Raw genomic sequence first — 15,156 nt, 5'->3', positions numbered from 1 at the left:
AAGACTTTGATTATTCTGATCCAAAATGGTCTGAAAAAGAAGATGCCAGACAAAAGGAAATGGACAACCTTAAAAACCAAAAATACAGAACCTATTTTGCTCAGTTGAAAGCTCAGTATTCTGATACTGAAACGACGAAGAACTTAATGGGAAGCTGTAGTTATTTCAACTATTTTATGAGATAGTATAAACCATAAAAAAAACTCTGAGTGATCAGAGGTTTTTATTTGATTGTTAACCGGATTATTTTTTTACAAACTTAGTGGTACTCTTTTCTTCTTTATTGGTAATAGTAATAAAGTAGATTCCTTTCACAAGAGTTCTTACATTAATTTTGCCTTCTCCTATTGTTCCTTTTGCAATCAACTGGCCTGGAGCATTAAAAATTTCATAAGAAGCACTGGAAGAGACATTCATCACATTCAATACATCTTCTACAGGGTTTGGATAGATTTTAACAGATTTCAAATTTTCTCCTTCAGAAACTGCCAGTAGACTGGACACACTAGCCTGATTCACGGCATAGAAAACATTTCCGATTGCTGAAACTCTCAAGTGAATTGTTTTTCCGGCTAAAGATGCAGGGATGAAAACGTTTGCCGATCCGCTATTCGGAACTGATGCAGCAAGGACATTCCAGGTTGCTCCCGCATCTTCTGTATAATCAATTTTTACATTAGCTACATTATATGGAGCAGCTGTTGTTCCGGAAACAGTCCATGCAATTGCAGAGTTCACATTAGGTGTCAATGATGTTGTGTTTACAGTAAATGCCGCTGCAGAACCTACTACAACAGTTTGTGTAGCATAAGCAGTCTGAGCCTGTCCTCCTGGTTTGTTATCTCTTACTGTCACGCGGAAGTTAGTCGTTCTTGCTACCGTACTTGCAGCTTCAAAATCTGTTGTATTTTTTACAGCTCCTCCCAATACGGTTGCCAGCTTAGGGAAATATCTGGTAGGACTTGTGGTTGGCGCCCAGGATCTAAAGTTTGCTCCTGAACTTGTATTTCCGATGTTCGTTTTGGAAACTCCATTACTCAAACTACTTGAGTTCACCTGTTCCCAGCAGTAACTCAAAGTATCTCCATCAGGATCTGTTGCAGATGCTGTTAGCACAAACGCCGTGGATTTTGGAATAGTATAGGTTGTATTAATTGCAGCGACAACAGGTGGATTATTAACAATAGGTGTTTCTACATCAACAGTTACTGCAGCAAGATTAGTCTGTACCTGATCAATACTTACAGTATGGAAATAAGCATCAGAATGTTGCTGAACATCTGTATTGTTACCTGTAATTCCGGCATAACCCATAATTGTAGATCCCGATCCTGGTTCCACACATACGCCTGTTCCTTCATTAAAACTGTAGGTATGATTGTCTCCCAATTGATGCCCTATTTCATGAGCTACATAATCTATGTCAAAAGTATCTCCCATTGGGACACTATTTGCTGGCGAGGTAAACCCACTTCCTTTATAGTTACTTGGAGAAGGGGAGTTATTACAATCTGGATCAATAGTGGTAGATATATCATTGCTTCCAATACAGCCTATACAGCCTGCATTTCCACCTCCTCCAGAAGCTCCGAACAAGTGACCTATATCAAAATTAGCATCTGTAACCCCATAAGCTCCTCCATGCAATGTATTCATCAGCTCATAATTCCATTTACACATCTGGCTGGAATCACTGTAAGGATCGGTAGCTGCGTTAGTAAATATCAGGTTAGGAGCATCAATTGCATTGACATGAAGATTAAATTCTTTTTCAAATACACCGTTTACTCTAGATAAAGTAGCATTGATCTGTGTCAGTGCGCCAGCAACACCACCAAAATAGGCAGTATACTCACCTGTAACAGACATGGCTAATCTCAAGGTATGGAAGGTTTTATTATTTGATTTTGCTGCTGCTCCAGAATTCTTAAGCTTTTCAAGATTAGCCACAGCTTCTTTATCTTCTTTGGTAGAGCAGGCAAATGCATGTCCGCTTTTATTAGTCTTTCCATGTACGGAATAATAAGACTTATCAGACGTTGCAGGTTCTATAAATTCATATTGACCCTCAGCACCAATAATCATAGACTGAAAATCATGGGGAGCAACACTGAATCTAATATATTTAGTAGGATCATCAACGCCAATTCCAACATAGGATCCCAGCTGGTATTTGTTAGCCAAAGTTTCATCCATTACCTGAAAACTACTGACTGTAAATTTCTCAATTTTGCCTTCAAGAGTTGGAATATTAATAGTGATGGGAGAACCTTCACCTATTTTAGGAGCTCTTAGCAGCTGTGTTCTTATCTGGTCAATATCAAGCTTGTAGTAAACAGAATGATCACTTTTTTTTATTATTTTCTGCTGAGGCAATCCTCTGCTCCATTGGGCATTTGCGGATATTGCTAACAGGAATATCGGCAAACAAAATAATTTTACTTTCATATGTTTTTTCAATAAAAGTAAATATTTATTAAAACAAACACTAAAAACAAGATTAAAAATTAAAAATAACCACTGAAATCCATAATAACACCAATAAGAGAATTAAAAAAAACCATAATATTCAAAAATATTTAGAAAATTTTTAATTCTGTTTTTTATGTCCCTGTTTCTGTATCCATTCTTCATGTTTTCTTTTAAAGAACTCATATTTGTAATCATGGTTCCTCTGTGCTGCATCAATGGAATGAGACGTATGGATATCCGCATCTTTTTTGGCCAGCTCCCCCAGTTTTTCATAGTAGACATGGAGCTGATCCAGCTCTGCTTCTGTAAGATCTTCAATATCCACAATGCGATTGCTTGCTTTTTCGTGAGCCGCAATAAGCTCATTGAGTTTAATCTGTATGGCTTTGGAGTCTTTGTTCTGAGCTTTCTGAATGAGGAATACCATCAGAAAAGTAATGATTGTAGTTCCGGTGTTGATTACCAGCTGCCAGGTTTCAGAATAATTAAAAAAAGGTCCTGTTACTGCCCATATTACTACAATAATAAAGGCTCCTATAAAAGCATATGGACTTCCTGTAAATTTTACAGCCCAGTTTGAAAATTTCTCAAAAAAGCTATGGTTCATTTTTTCCATGGTGATCATTTTATAGATTGATTAAATGTATAAAATTAACAGGAATCAGGAATCATAAATACAAACAAAAACATTAAGACAATAGTACTGTCTTAATGTTTTCTAATTAAAATTGATATGAATGTTTGAAATATATTATTTGATTTTTCCTGAAAAACGGTTTTCAAGGTTTTGTTTTTCTTCCGCTATCATACTCTTTCCGATTTGAGCAGATGAAAATGGTTTTGGATAAAATGTATTATTCCAATGATCCTTCCAGGGAGAAATATTACCCCATGAATATATACTTCTGGGATTTGTGTAATGTCTTTCTATATTTTCTCTTGCTGTTTTCAGTTCCTCTTCAGACAGATGCTCTTCGGAACATGAGCTTAAACCGGCAACGGTAATTAATAATAAGAATACTGTTCTGCAAATTTTCATAATTTTTGTGTTAGAATTTATAGTTTACCTGTACAGCAAAGTTTCTTGGCTGGATCTGATCAATATATCCGCCTCTGAAATAAGAGTTATATCCTACGGAATCAAAAATATTATTGAAGAATCCTCTTAATCCTAATCCATTTTTGAAGGAATATCCTATTTGGGCATCTACCGTAGTATACTGCGGCATGAAGAAAGGTTTTTCTCCAGGCTGGGTTCCGTTCACATGACCGTTTTCTGTATTGGTATATTTCTGTTTATAATCATCTACTGGTCTTTCTCCAACAAAATAAATTCCGGCTCCTACGTCAAGACCTGTAAGAATCCCCTTATCGAATTTATAATTCAACCATGCATTAGCAGAATGTTTAGGAGTATTAATAGGTGCTGAACCGTTCACAAATGAAGGACTGTCTTTATACTGTGCATCTACATAGGCCCATCCGGTCATTACCTGTAAGTTGGGAAGAATTTTACCTATCAACTCAACTTCTACACCTTGTCTTTTTAGGTTACCTGCAAGTGCATATTTCCCTGTAGGGTTTCCACCATCAAGAAGTTCATATGATAAATTATCCGTATTGATATCAAAAACGGTTACATTAAATCTCAATCTTTCATTCAGCCAGTCGGACTTAATTCCAGCCTCCATTTGTTTTGTAGTGGAAGCTCCAACAGTTCCACCGGTAAACAATACGTTATTGGAACTTCTCAACGCTGTAGTACTTGTATAGGAACCAAAGATGTTCATATTTTCAATCGGAGAAATCATAATTCCCAATGAAGGGTTCCATGCGTAGTCTTTTTCTTTATCCGAACCGATGAGTCTGCTATAACGAACTCCTAGATGAGCCTTTATATATTTGTTGAACGTAATAACATCCTGTGCCATTAATCCCATAGTAGGAGCTACCGTATTGATTGCATTAGCTGTTGATAAGTCTATATTAACTCCGGCAGGCAGGATATTGTTGATTTCATTCAGAACATTGATCTGGTCAACATCTTTTGCTTTATATGAAGTTGTAGTAACGTTAGATTCTTTCCAGTCAAAACCTACCTGGAAAGTATGTTTCATGAACCCTGTCATTACATCAGCACCAATAAAATCAAATTGGAATACCTTATTTAAATCTTCCCTGTCAGATCTTGTTAATGTTCTGTTACGGAATTCTGTCGGATTATCTCTCTTTAGAGGTGCCAGTGCTGCACCTACAATTTCGGTCTGATAGGATGAGCTCATATAAGCCGCTCTTACCTTCAATTTTTCAGTCAGTTTTCGTGTAACAGTTGTTGAAAAGTTGAATGTTTCAGTCTTTGCTTTATCTGTAGAAAAACCAAGGAATTTTCTACCTGGCATTCTGTATATTGCTTCTGTATCTCCTTTAGCAAGGTTTACAGTTCCTCTATCTGGTGTTGTATTGTTATGCATATAATCCATTTCCACTACAATCTCCGTTTTATCATCCGGACGAATGGCAATAGATGGATTTACATAAATACGTTCTGTATTAATAAATCTTCTGAAGCTGTTATTATTTTGGTAAGCAGCATTTAGTCTCACTGCAACTTTCCCCTGAGAATCTAGTACTCTCTGAAAATCGACTGTTGGTCTATAGAAATCCCAGCTTCCATATCTGAAACCTACATTAGTCTGGTTGATAAATTTGGGTACTTTAGTTACCACATTTATCACTCCACCTGCAGAGCCTAGACCATCCCCTATTCCTTGTGTAACGGCAGCAGAACCTTTAATTATCTGAATACTTTCTATTCCCTGCATATCGGTAAGCATTCCTGCAGTACGGAAATCAGAATCCATCTGGACTCCATTTTTTAAAACGGGTACTCCTCTGTATCCTCTGATAGACATACTTTCTCTGGTCCCTCCATAGCTGCCGAACTGAGTTACTCCCGGAACATTCTTTGCTACATCAGTAACCGTCAGCCCTCCAAGGTCTTCAATTACTTTATGCGAGATTACGGAAATACTCTGAATCTGGTCTCTGGTTTTTAAAGGCAATCTTGTGATTGCTTCCAAACCTTGCGGTTGCTTTTTTCTTTCACCGAATAATTCTACTTCATCAATTTCTTTCGACTTTTTGATAGAATCGTTAACTTTCTGTGCATTTACAAAAACCCCACCCAATACAAGCAGAGAAAAGGATACTACTTTATTCATCTGATAATTTTTTGCAAAATTATTATTTTTATTAATTCTAAATAAATAAAGCAATGTGACATATGTCACCATGAAAAGCCCAGCCAATATCAGATTATTAACCTAGTTCACAGACTCTTTAAGATCCCCGAATGGATTATCTGTATTATTAAGACAAAACCCATGAAGATCTTTTATCATTATAGAAAGTACAATGCAAAAAAAGCCGATTTGATAAAATACAAACCTGCTTTTCTATTAATTTTTTAAAAGTCATAGTTATAAAAAAATCCGTCCCTGAAAAGGAACGGATTGTATAATCATTGCAAAGTATGCATTTATCACACTTTAATTTCAACGTCTACACCTGAAGGAAGTTCTAATTTCATTAGAGCATCAACAGTCTTAGAAGAAGAAGAGTAGATATCCATTAGTCTCTTGTGAGCTGAAAGTTGGAACTGCTCTCTTGCTTTCTTGTTTACGTGCGGAGATCTCAACACTGTGAAGATTCTCTTATTCGTTGGTAATGGAATAGGACCGTTTACAACAGCACCAGTAGCCTTTACCGTTTTTACGATTTTCTCAGCAGACTTGTCTACCAAGTTGTAATCGTAAGATTTTAGTTTTATTCTGATTCTTTGTGACATTTCTTTAATTTAAAAATTAACCTTTTGCTTTAGCTATGATTTCTTCAGCAACGTTTTGTGGAGTTGGTGCGTATTTCTCTAATTCCATAGAAGAAGTAGCTCTTCCTGATGAAAGTGTTCTTAGAGTTGTTACATATCCAAACATTTCAGAAAGTGGAACAGAACCTTTGATTACAACAGCTCCGTTTTTCTCTTCCTGGCCACTGATAGTACCTCTTCTCTTGTTAAGGTCACCAATGATGTTACCCATATATTCTTCCGGAGTTACAACTTCCAGTTTCATAATAGGCTCCATAATTACTGGTTTAGCAGCTTTACCAGCTTCTTTAAATCCTAGCTTAGCAGCCATTTCGAAAGAAAGAGCGTCAGAATCCACTGCGTGGAAAGATCCATCTTTAAGAGTAACTTTAATACCTTCAACTTCGAAACCAGCCAATGGACCGTTCTTCATTGCAGCTTTAAATCCTTTTTCAATTGCAGGAACGAATTCTCTAGGAACGTTACCACCTTTGATCTCATTGATGAATTCTAAACCAACTTTACCTTCGTCTGCAGGTCCTAGTTCAAATACAATGTCAGCAAATTTACCTTTACCTCCAGATTGCTTTTTGTAAACTTCTCTGTGGCTGGCAACTTTTGTTAAGTTTTCTTTGTACTCTACCTGAGGTTGTCCCTGGTTTACTTCAACCTTGAACTCTCTCTTCATACGGTCTACAATGATATCTAAGTGAAGCTCACCCATACCAGAGATGATCGTTTGTCCAGAAGCTTCGTCAGTTCTTACAGTAAACGTTGGATCTTCTTCAGCCAATTTAGCTAGAGCGTTACCCATTTTATCCTGGTCAGCTTTAGTTTTAGGCTCAACAGCGATACCGATTACCGGATCAGGGAAAACCATCGATTCAAGAACGATTGGGTTTTTCTCATCACACATCGTATCACCAGTTTTGATAGATTTGAATCCTACCGCTGCACCAATATCACCAGCTTCAATGTATTCTACCGGGTTTTGTTTGTTAGCGTGCATCTGATAGATTCTTGAGATTCTTTCTTTATCTCCTGAACGAGAGTTCAAGATATAAGAACCAGCATCCAGTCTTCCAGAGTAAGCTCTGAAGAATGCTAATCTTCCCACGAATGGGTCAGTAGCAATCTTAAATGCTAAAGCTGCGAAAGGCTCATCTACAGATGGTTTTCTTGTGATTTCAGCGTCTGTTCTTGGATCAGTACCTTTGATATCATCTTTATCCAATGGAGAAGGCAAGTATTTACATACTGCATCCAACATAAACTGTACTCCTTTATTCTTGAATGAAGAACCACAAGTCATTGGGATAATAGATAAATCGATAGTAGCAGCTCTCAATGCAGCATTGATTTCTTCTTCTGTAATTGAATCCGGATCTTCGAAGAATTTCTCCATCAAAGTTTCGTCATATTCAGAAACAGCTTCTACTAGTTTTTCTCTATATTCAAGAACTTCATCTTTCATATCTTCAGGAATTGGCACTACTTCGAAAGTAGCTCCTTGTCCTGCTTCATCCCAGATGATCGCTCTGTTTTTAATTAAGTCAACAACTCCTTTGAAATCTTCTTCAGCACCGATTGGTAAAACGATTGGAACTGCGTTAGATCCTAACATTTCTTTAACCTGGTTTACCACGTTAAGGAAGTCAGCACCTTGTCTGTCCATTTTGTTTACGAATCCCATTCTTGCAACTTTGTAGTTGTCAGCAAGTCTCCAGTTTGTTTCAGACTGAGGCTCTACTCCATCTACTGCAGAGAATAAGAATACCAATCCATCCAATACTCTTAAAGATCTGTTTACCTCTACTGTGAAGTCAACGTGTCCCGGTGTATCAATGATGTTGAAGTGGTAAGGTTTAGTTTCTGGTAAAGCTTTTCCTTGATCTGTTGGAAAGTTCCAAGAACAAGTGGTAGCTGCAGAAGTAATAGTAATACCTCTTTCTGCTTCCTGCTCCATCCAGTCCATTGTAGAAGCACCATCGTGAACCTCTCCAATTTTGTGGTTTACCCCTGTATAGAATAGAATCCTTTCTGTAGTGGTAGTCTTACCTGCATCAATGTGAGCAGCGATACCAATATTTCTTGTAAATTTAAGATCTCTTCCCATTTCAGATTAGAATTTGAAGTGTGAGAAAGCCTTGTTAGCTTCCGCCATTTTGTGAGTATCAGATTTCTTTTTGAAAGCAGCACCTTCTTCTCTTGAAGCAGCTACAACTTCGTTAGCTAATTTCAAAGCCATAGACTTATCATTTCTAGCTTTAGAATACTTGATTAACCATTTCATTGCCATAGAAATCTTTCTATCAGCTCTGATTGGCATAGGGATCTGGAAGTTAGCTCCACCTACTCTTCTAGAACGTACTTCTACGTGAGGCATTACATTTGTAAGTGCATCTTTCCAGATTTCAAGTGCAGTTTTTTCGTTATCTCCTTTTTTAGTTTCTACGATATCTAATGCATCATAGAAAATTTTGAATGCGATTGACTTCTTACCGTCAAGCATTAAGTTGTTTACGAATCTCGTTACCAATTGATCATTAAATTTCGGATCTGGTAACAACGGTCTTTTTTTCGCTTTTGTCTTTCTCATTGCTTTTGTACCTTATTTAATGATTATTTTTTCTTTCCTTTTGCAGGAGCAGCAGCTGCTTGTCCTGGTTTAGGTCTCTTAGCTCCGTACTTAGATCTTCTCTGTGTTCTTCCATTTACACCAGCTGTGTCTAATGCACCTCTTACGATGTGGTAACGTACTCCCGGTAGGTCTTTCACCCTTCCGCCTCTAACCAATACTATCGAGTGCTCCTGAAGATTGTGTCCTTCGCCCGGGATATAGGCGTTAACTTCTTTACCGTTAGAAAGTCTTACCCTTGCAACTTTTCTAAGTGCAGAGTTTGGTTTCTTAGGTGTAGTTGTATATACTCTCGTACATACACCACGTCTTTGTGGACAAGAATCTAGGGCAGCCGATTTGCTCTTCTTGGCAAGCGTGGCTCTTCCTTTTCTTACTAATTGTTGAATAGTAGGCATTTAATTGCTTTTTATTTTAGGGTGCAAAAATAGTAATATTTTTTTAATCTACAAATACTTATATAAAAATTAAAATCAAATACTTACATCGAAAATAGAAGACGTTTCGATATAACATTCAAAGAAATATAATATATACGAGGAAAAGAGATAGAAAAGAATCTTTTTTCAAGTTTAAAAAATGTGTATTAAATAATTATGAATTTATAAAATTTTCATCCATAGTAGAATCATAATTCCTTACAAGATATATCCAAACTATATTTAAAAACTTTCTTATAGTTATGATCTATTAATAATCAGTGGAGTTCGGCACGATATTTCGTAAATTTGGGATATACAAATGATAAACAAATCAGTCATCATAAAAAAAGCTTCATACTCTACTGAACCGAAGTGGTGATTGTATCACATTTTAAAAATAAATATATACATATGAAAAACGCAAGTATTATCGGTCTTAAAGAAGCCGATTGTAAAAACATCTCAGAAAAATTAAATGTACTATTAGCTAACTATTCAGTATTCTACCAGAACACAAGAGGTTCTCACTGGAATATTAAAGGTGATCAGTTTTTCACCCTTCACCCAAAGTTTGAGGAATTATACAATAGCCTGGTCTTAAAAATTGATGAGATTGCAGAAAGAATCCTTACGTTAGGAGCTACACCTGCACATAACTATTCAGATTACTTAAAGGTAGCAACCATTAAGGAAAGCAAAGAAGTAACTGATGGTACCAAAAGTGTTGAGCAAATTCTAAGTTCATTCAAAGTAGTAATTGACCTGCAGAGAGAACTTTTAGATATTACAGATAAAGCAGGAGACGAAGGTACAAATTCGCAGATGAGCGACTATATCACCGAGCAGGAGAAAGAAGTTTGGATGTACAATTCTTATCTTGGAAAATAACTCCATCCATAAGCATGGAAATATTTCAAAAAAATCGCCTTACATTTAGGCGATTTTATTTTTTATTTTTATATTTGTGTTAAAATTACACATATTATGAGCGACGTCAGATTAAACTCTATCCTTGATAATGATTTCTATAAAATAACCATGCAGAATGCTGTGGTAAAGCTATTCCCGAGTTCTATCGTAAAATACGAATTTATCAACAGGGGAAAACACCACTTTCCGGAAGGGTTTGACGCTGCTTTAAGAGAAGCTGTCAATAAAATGGCTGAACTTAAACTTACAAAAGATGAAAAAAAGTTCATGGCAAGAACATGTCCTTATATAGATTTGCCCTATCTTGATTTTTTAGAAGGTTATCACTATGATCCTTCTGAAGTAAAAATCCATCAGGAAGGAGGTGATCTTTCTGTCATTGTTGAAGGGCTTTGGTACAGAACGATTCTTTGGGAAGTTCCACTGCTGGCATTGATCAGTGAACTGCATTATGAAATGAACCACATGGAAAGAGATTCCAACGAGGTGGTAATGAGCAAAACAATCGAAAAGGCTGACTCCTTGGGCAGACTTGGAGTAACATTTGCAGAATTTGGGACGAGAAGAAGACACTCTTATAAGGTACAAAATCTGGTGATGGAAGCTTTAACCCAGAAAAAAGAGTCTACTTTTATCGGAAGTTCAAACGTACATTTTGCGATGAAATACGGTGTAAAACCTATTGGAACGCATGCTCATGAATGGTTTATGTTTCATGCTGCCGAATATGGATTCAAAATGGCCAATGAGTTGGCGCTGGAACACTGGGTAGATGTTTACAGGGGAGATCTTGGAGTAGCTTTGTCTGATACTTATACCACAGATGTATTTTTCCAGCAGTTCGACAAAAAATTTGCAAAGCTTTTCGATGGCGTTCGTCATGACAGTGGAGATGCTCTGGAATTTGCAGATAAAACCATTGCCCACTATCAAAGAAATGGAATCAATCCTATGTTTAAATATATTATTTTTTCAGATGCATTAAATCTTGAAAAAGTAGAGGAAATTACCAATTATTGCAGAGGAAAAATTGGCATCTCATTCGGAATCGGCACCAACCTTACCAATGATGTGGGATTGAAACCCATGAATATTGTAATGAAACTTATTGGTGTACAGGCTTCTAATAAAGAATGGATTCCTACAGTAAAACTTTCCGATGAGCATGGTAAATATACCGGAGATCCAAAGATGATCGAACTGGCGAAAGAATTTTTAAGAATAAAAAATTAGTAACCTCATCAGAACAATTAGATATAAGCCTCGAAATCATCGAGGTTTTTTTGTTTCATAGTGACATTTGAAATTCAGTTTTCGGAAATCTGTGAGGATTTATTATATTTATCAAAATAAAAACAAGATGAAATCAAGAATACTACTACTTGCAGGTCTCTTTCTTTCAGCATTTTCTTTTGCTCAGGAAAAGAAAGCAGAAAAATCTAAATATAATCAGGAATTGGCCACTTCTTTAGGAGCTGACAAATATGGGATGAAACCTTATACGATTGTTATGCTGACAACAGGTACTACTAAAATTGAAGACAAAGCTAAAATGGGTGAACTTATGAAAGGGCATATGTCTAATATCGGTAAACTTGCCAATGAAGGCAAAATTGTTGTTGCCGGACCTTTTCTTGAAAAGAATAAGGAAAACTACCGCGGTATGTTTATTTTCAACACCCAATCTAAGGAAGAAGCCGAGCAGTGGGTAAAAACAGATCCTGCAGTTCAGGCTGGTGTATTCAGCTATGAAATTTTCCCTTGGTATGGTTCTGCAGCGCTGCCTTTGTATCTTAAACATCACGATGAAATCTCGAAAGAAAATCCTTAAATAAAGCAGGAAAAGAATTAACTTCTTTCCTGGAATAAACACATAAAATATTCCGTCTGCATTCAAATAATTATCCACAAACATTTGAGAAATAAAAAGAGACTGTCTGGTGTGACAGTCTCTTTTTACAGTTATAATTTTAAATTAAAAAATATCGCTACCTATTGTATAACCACTAGTACCATTTATTTTTTTAACTGCATTGTTATTAAATCTATATTTATTATAAATACCAATATTTGGAATATATCTTAAAGTATTACCTTCTCTCATATAAATCTTATTGGTATAATTATCCTGTTTGAGATCATTATCAGGTGTTAAATCTGCTCCACGTTCCACTGTAGATAAATTGCTTGGGCTCACCGTAGCGATTTCACCACTGGTAATATTAAATAATCCATAAAGGGTCATAGGGCTTTGGATATATCTCAGTTTGTTTTCAAACATAAAAAAGATCTGGTTGGTCGCAGGATTTCTAACAAAATTACCATTGACAAGGTTTGCCGTATTGGTATAATCTAATTTCACCTGATTATCAATTAAATATTGATCGATATAAGCTTTCAATTGAGCTTTCTTTACTGGATCTTTAATAAATTCATAAAGAGGGATCAAACCATTGCTTCCAAATTCTACCAATACCGCATTCGTTGGTGTTGAACTGTTCTGCCAGCTGGAAATATTAATTTTAGGATTCGCCTGATCAAGGTTTAACTCTCCTACCAAACTCTTAGACGGATCTCCTCCTCTTGTTTTAAAGGATAGTTTTCTTGAAAAGTTTTTATTGGATTCTGAAGTATCTACGTCATTATCAACATTGGCATCAAAAATACTTTTTACACCTACTTTAACCCCTACTCTGGCAGCTTTTTCACGGCTTTGATTCGTTGTTTCGGATTGAAACATTACATCTAGCTTAGCACCGGTATAAATATCTACCGCAACATGGGTTCCATAATCGTTTACAATCTGTGCAGGGCTGTTGTTCTGTAGATCACTGGAAAACTCCGGAGTCAAATAATCTGATAGTAAAGCAGGGGTAGCATTAAATCTGAATCTTCTTTGTTTAATTAAAAGGTTATAGCTTCCATAAATATATTTAGCATCAAATTTATTGGTCGTCGTGTTGCTCACAGAAGAACTAAAAGTAACCGAAATGAGCTTTTTAAATAAAGAGAATCCTGCTGTTGCTCCTACTTTCGTAGATACCATTTTTGAATACGCTTCTGCATTTTCACCATATTCTTCAAGATATTCCTGAGAAAAGACATTATCAGTAATCAATCTTCCGGCCTGTTCGTTTTTGAACTTTTCAAGATCAATTACCTGATATCCTGAGGAGTTCGAATTTGCATATTCTCCTGTTGCGTTATAACCATATCCTAAGATATCATAAGCGCCATCACCAGCAAATTTAGCAAAATTTCTCCCTGAGCTTTTTTTTGAGTTTTCATTTTGGTTAGAATTTTCAAATTCTTCAGTAGAGCAAGATGTTAAAAACAGCAAAACAATACTGGTAAAAAAGAAACTTAGTTTTTTCATATTTTTATTTTAAGTGCACAAACTTAATTCTTTGCATTCAAAACCAGAATGACATAAATCATGAATAAGGGAATTAATAAACAATTAACAATAGAAAACAACAATAATTTATATCTCTTGATATAGAAATAAGTACATCATTTAAGACACAATCTGTTTTATTTCAAATGATTACCTATGAAATAAAATGAAAAATTCAAAACATATTACTTTTATCAATGAATTAATTTAATTATTTTAGCTAATCAGCAACTCAACTCACTCTATTAATGTTGAGCGGGTTACAACAAACCAATACCATAATTAAAAATTAAACTCATGAAAAAATTAAGCATCACAAAACTTTCGAGAACAGAACTGAAAGATGTATTTGGAGGAACCCTGTATCCGGCAGAATGTCCGGGCGGATGCCATGGTGAAGGCATGATCAGATGTCCTGACGGCACTACCACTATGACCAATTTTATATGCATGGGAGGAACCTGCCAACCGGCTGCCATGTGCAAGCCACTGATTCTTGAACCTTTTCCAGATCCGATTATCATCACCGATCCGGTTATCATCACCCCATAATCAGAATGAACCATACATAAAGTGAGCTTTGCGGCTCACTTTTTTAGTATCTTTAAATAACAAAAAACTATCATGAAAACCATTGAGGAAGTTCTGAAAAAACTGGATGAAATTATTATCTGGTGTAAAGAAAACAAGAGTCCGGCAGGATATTTTGCCTGTACCTACAGAATCATGACCGCACAGGTTCTGAAAGGAATTCAGCAGAAAAAATTTGAAGATAATCCCAGAATGACATTGCTTGATATTGCTTTTGCACAAAGATATCTTCAGGCATGGGACAGCTACAGTAAACATGAAAGATGCACCAACTCATGGTACATCGCTTTTGAAGCTGCTAAAAACAGGAATCTTTTGATATTACAGCATATTTTTCTTGGGATGAATGCACACATCAATCTGGATCTGGGTATTTCTGCAGCCACCATAATGCCTTACCGGAAAATAAACCCCTTGAAAAAGGATTTTGAGAACATTAATACTGTTATTGCTTCCATTAATCAGAACGTACAGGATTCTTTAAACAAAATCTGTTATCCTGTGGATCTTGTGGACAAACTTTCTAATGGAAAAGATAATGCTGTCCTTGACTTTGCCATATCCAAAGCAAGAGATACTTCCTGGGCAACAGCAGTTATCGCTTCCAACACTCCAAATTTCCTAAGAGAATCTGTGATCGGTATTGTTGATTACGCAGCCGCTAAAGTTGCCACCCAAATTCTGAATCCGAAGATCCTCACTCCTGCTCTTTTAAAAGAATTAAAAAAATGTGAAAGCAGTGATGTGGTAAAAAATATTGAGATTTTAGAATCTACAAAAAACTCCTAATAAAAAGGCCGGGATCTTCCTCACGGATCCCGGCCTCATAATGAACAAAATA

At 36.2% G+C, this 15,156-nt stretch carries 14 protein-coding genes; 5 read left to right on the top strand and 9 right to left on the bottom strand.

What is annotated here, in order from left to right; genetic code table 11:
- Positions 1 to 243: 243 nt before the first annotated feature.
- From RHP76_RS17345 to rpsL, 8 genes are all read right to left on the bottom strand, one after another.
- Positions 244 to 2,448, bottom strand: coding sequence for a zinc-dependent metalloprotease (locus RHP76_RS17345; RefSeq protein ID WP_311228676.1), 2,205 nt, complete (start codon positions 2,446 to 2,448; stop codon positions 244 to 246).
- A 142-nt stretch (positions 2,449 to 2,590) separates the two neighbouring features.
- On the bottom strand, positions 2,591 to 3,097 hold the full coding sequence (locus tag RHP76_RS17340) for a low affinity iron permease family protein (protein WP_394361131.1): 507 nt from the start codon (positions 3,095 to 3,097) through the stop codon (positions 2,591 to 2,593).
- A 126-nt stretch (positions 3,098 to 3,223) separates the two neighbouring features.
- A complete protein-coding gene (locus tag RHP76_RS17335) occupies positions 3,224 to 3,511 on the bottom strand; it encodes a hypothetical protein (protein ID WP_311228675.1) in 288 nt (95 codons plus the stop codon).
- A 10-nt stretch (positions 3,512 to 3,521) separates the two neighbouring features.
- Positions 3,522 to 5,693 carry a TonB-dependent siderophore receptor gene (locus RHP76_RS17330; RefSeq protein ID WP_311228674.1) on the bottom strand — a complete coding sequence of 724 codons (2,172 nt, stop codon included), beginning with the start codon at positions 5,691 to 5,693 and terminating at the stop codon, positions 3,522 to 3,524.
- A gap of 320 nt (positions 5,694 to 6,013) precedes the next feature.
- Positions 6,014 to 6,319 (bottom strand): 30S ribosomal protein S10, encoded by a 306-nt coding sequence (gene rpsJ / locus RHP76_RS17325; protein WP_002661363.1) that lies wholly within the window; start codon positions 6,317 to 6,319, stop codon positions 6,014 to 6,016.
- 16 nt (positions 6,320 to 6,335) lie between these two features.
- A complete protein-coding gene (gene fusA / locus RHP76_RS17320; protein ID WP_062673585.1) occupies positions 6,336 to 8,453 on the bottom strand; it encodes an elongation factor G in 2,118 nt (705 codons plus the stop codon).
- Positions 8,454 to 8,459: 6 nt separating this feature from the next.
- Positions 8,460 to 8,936, bottom strand: coding sequence for a 30S ribosomal protein S7 (gene rpsG / locus RHP76_RS17315; RefSeq protein ID WP_062673583.1), 477 nt, complete (start codon positions 8,934 to 8,936; stop codon positions 8,460 to 8,462).
- A 23-nt stretch (positions 8,937 to 8,959) separates the two neighbouring features.
- Entirely contained in the window at positions 8,960 to 9,373 is a 414-nt protein-coding gene (gene rpsL / locus RHP76_RS17310) for a 30S ribosomal protein S12 (RefSeq protein ID WP_002983146.1), read from the bottom strand.
- Positions 9,374 to 9,808: 435 nt separating this feature from the next.
- Here rpsL and RHP76_RS17305 point away from each other — a divergent pair, with 435 nt between their 5' ends.
- The 3 genes from RHP76_RS17305 to RHP76_RS17295 all read left to right on the top strand — a co-directional run bounded on the left by RHP76_RS17305 (position 9,809) and on the right by RHP76_RS17295 (position 12,158).
- Positions 9,809 to 10,285: a Dps family protein gene (locus tag RHP76_RS17305; protein ID WP_062673577.1), complete on the top strand. Its 477-nt coding sequence runs from the start codon at positions 9,809 to 9,811 to the stop codon at positions 10,283 to 10,285.
- A gap of 96 nt (positions 10,286 to 10,381) precedes the next feature.
- The gene (gene pncB / locus RHP76_RS17300) at positions 10,382 to 11,560 is read left to right on the top strand and encodes a nicotinate phosphoribosyltransferase (RefSeq protein WP_311228673.1); all 1,179 of its coding nucleotides are present in this window, start codon (positions 10,382 to 10,384) and stop codon (positions 11,558 to 11,560) included.
- A 127-nt stretch (positions 11,561 to 11,687) separates the two neighbouring features.
- A complete protein-coding gene (locus tag RHP76_RS17295; RefSeq protein ID WP_311228672.1) occupies positions 11,688 to 12,158 on the top strand; it encodes a YciI family protein in 471 nt (156 codons plus the stop codon).
- A 144-nt stretch (positions 12,159 to 12,302) separates the two neighbouring features.
- Here the strand turns inward: RHP76_RS17295 and RHP76_RS17290 are convergent, their stop codons facing one another.
- Positions 12,303 to 13,703, bottom strand: a complete 1,401-nt coding sequence (locus tag RHP76_RS17290) for an MAC/perforin domain-containing protein (protein WP_062673572.1) — start codon at positions 13,701 to 13,703, stop codon at positions 12,303 to 12,305.
- Positions 13,704 to 14,021: 318 nt separating this feature from the next.
- On the opposite strand from RHP76_RS17290, the gene RHP76_RS17285 reads away from it, so the two are divergent.
- Both RHP76_RS17285 and RHP76_RS17280 read left to right on the top strand, forming a co-directional pair.
- Positions 14,022 to 14,276, top strand: coding sequence for a hypothetical protein (locus tag RHP76_RS17285; RefSeq protein WP_062673570.1), 255 nt, complete (start codon positions 14,022 to 14,024; stop codon positions 14,274 to 14,276).
- 72 nt (positions 14,277 to 14,348) lie between these two features.
- The gene (locus tag RHP76_RS17280) at positions 14,349 to 15,104 is read left to right on the top strand and encodes a DUF5995 family protein (RefSeq protein ID WP_280213380.1); all 756 of its coding nucleotides are present in this window, start codon (positions 14,349 to 14,351) and stop codon (positions 15,102 to 15,104) included.
- Positions 15,105 to 15,156: the final 52 nt, after the last annotated feature.

Source organism: Chryseobacterium sp. SG20098, from assembly GCF_031844745.1.
GTDB lineage: Bacteria > Bacteroidota > Bacteroidia > Flavobacteriales > Weeksellaceae > Chryseobacterium > Chryseobacterium cucumeris.
Note: the sequence above shows the minus strand (reverse complement) of the source record. Positions and strands in the feature narration are given on the sequence as shown.

Coding starts and splice junctions, on each gene's coding strand:
- RHP76_RS17345 (WP_311228676.1), bottom strand. CDS start 2,448: ATGAAAGTAAAATTATTTTGTTTGCCGATATTCCTGTTAGCAATATCC.
- RHP76_RS17340 (WP_394361131.1), bottom strand. CDS start 3,097: ATGATCACCATGGAAAAAATGAACCATAGCTTTTTTGAGAAATTTTCA.
- RHP76_RS17335 (WP_311228675.1), bottom strand. CDS start 3,511: ATGAAAATTTGCAGAACAGTATTCTTATTATTAATTACCGTTGCCGGT.
- RHP76_RS17330 (WP_311228674.1), bottom strand. CDS start 5,693: ATGAATAAAGTAGTATCCTTTTCTCTGCTTGTATTGGGTGGGGTTTTT.
- rpsJ (WP_002661363.1), bottom strand. CDS start 6,319: ATGTCACAAAGAATCAGAATAAAACTAAAATCTTACGATTACAACTTG.
- fusA (WP_062673585.1), bottom strand. CDS start 8,453: ATGGGAAGAGATCTTAAATTTACAAGAAATATTGGTATCGCTGCTCAC.
- rpsG (WP_062673583.1), bottom strand. CDS start 8,936: ATGAGAAAGACAAAAGCGAAAAAAAGACCGTTGTTACCAGATCCGAAA.
- rpsL (WP_002983146.1), bottom strand. CDS start 9,373: ATGCCTACTATTCAACAATTAGTAAGAAAAGGAAGAGCCACGCTTGCC.
- RHP76_RS17305 (WP_062673577.1), top strand. CDS start 9,809: ATGAAAAACGCAAGTATTATCGGTCTTAAAGAAGCCGATTGTAAAAAC.
- pncB (WP_311228673.1), top strand. CDS start 10,382: ATGAGCGACGTCAGATTAAACTCTATCCTTGATAATGATTTCTATAAA.
- RHP76_RS17295 (WP_311228672.1), top strand. CDS start 11,688: ATGAAATCAAGAATACTACTACTTGCAGGTCTCTTTCTTTCAGCATTT.
- RHP76_RS17290 (WP_062673572.1), bottom strand. CDS start 13,703: ATGAAAAAACTAAGTTTCTTTTTTACCAGTATTGTTTTGCTGTTTTTA.
- RHP76_RS17285 (WP_062673570.1), top strand. CDS start 14,022: ATGAAAAAATTAAGCATCACAAAACTTTCGAGAACAGAACTGAAAGAT.
- RHP76_RS17280 (WP_280213380.1), top strand. CDS start 14,349: ATGAAAACCATTGAGGAAGTTCTGAAAAAACTGGATGAAATTATTATC.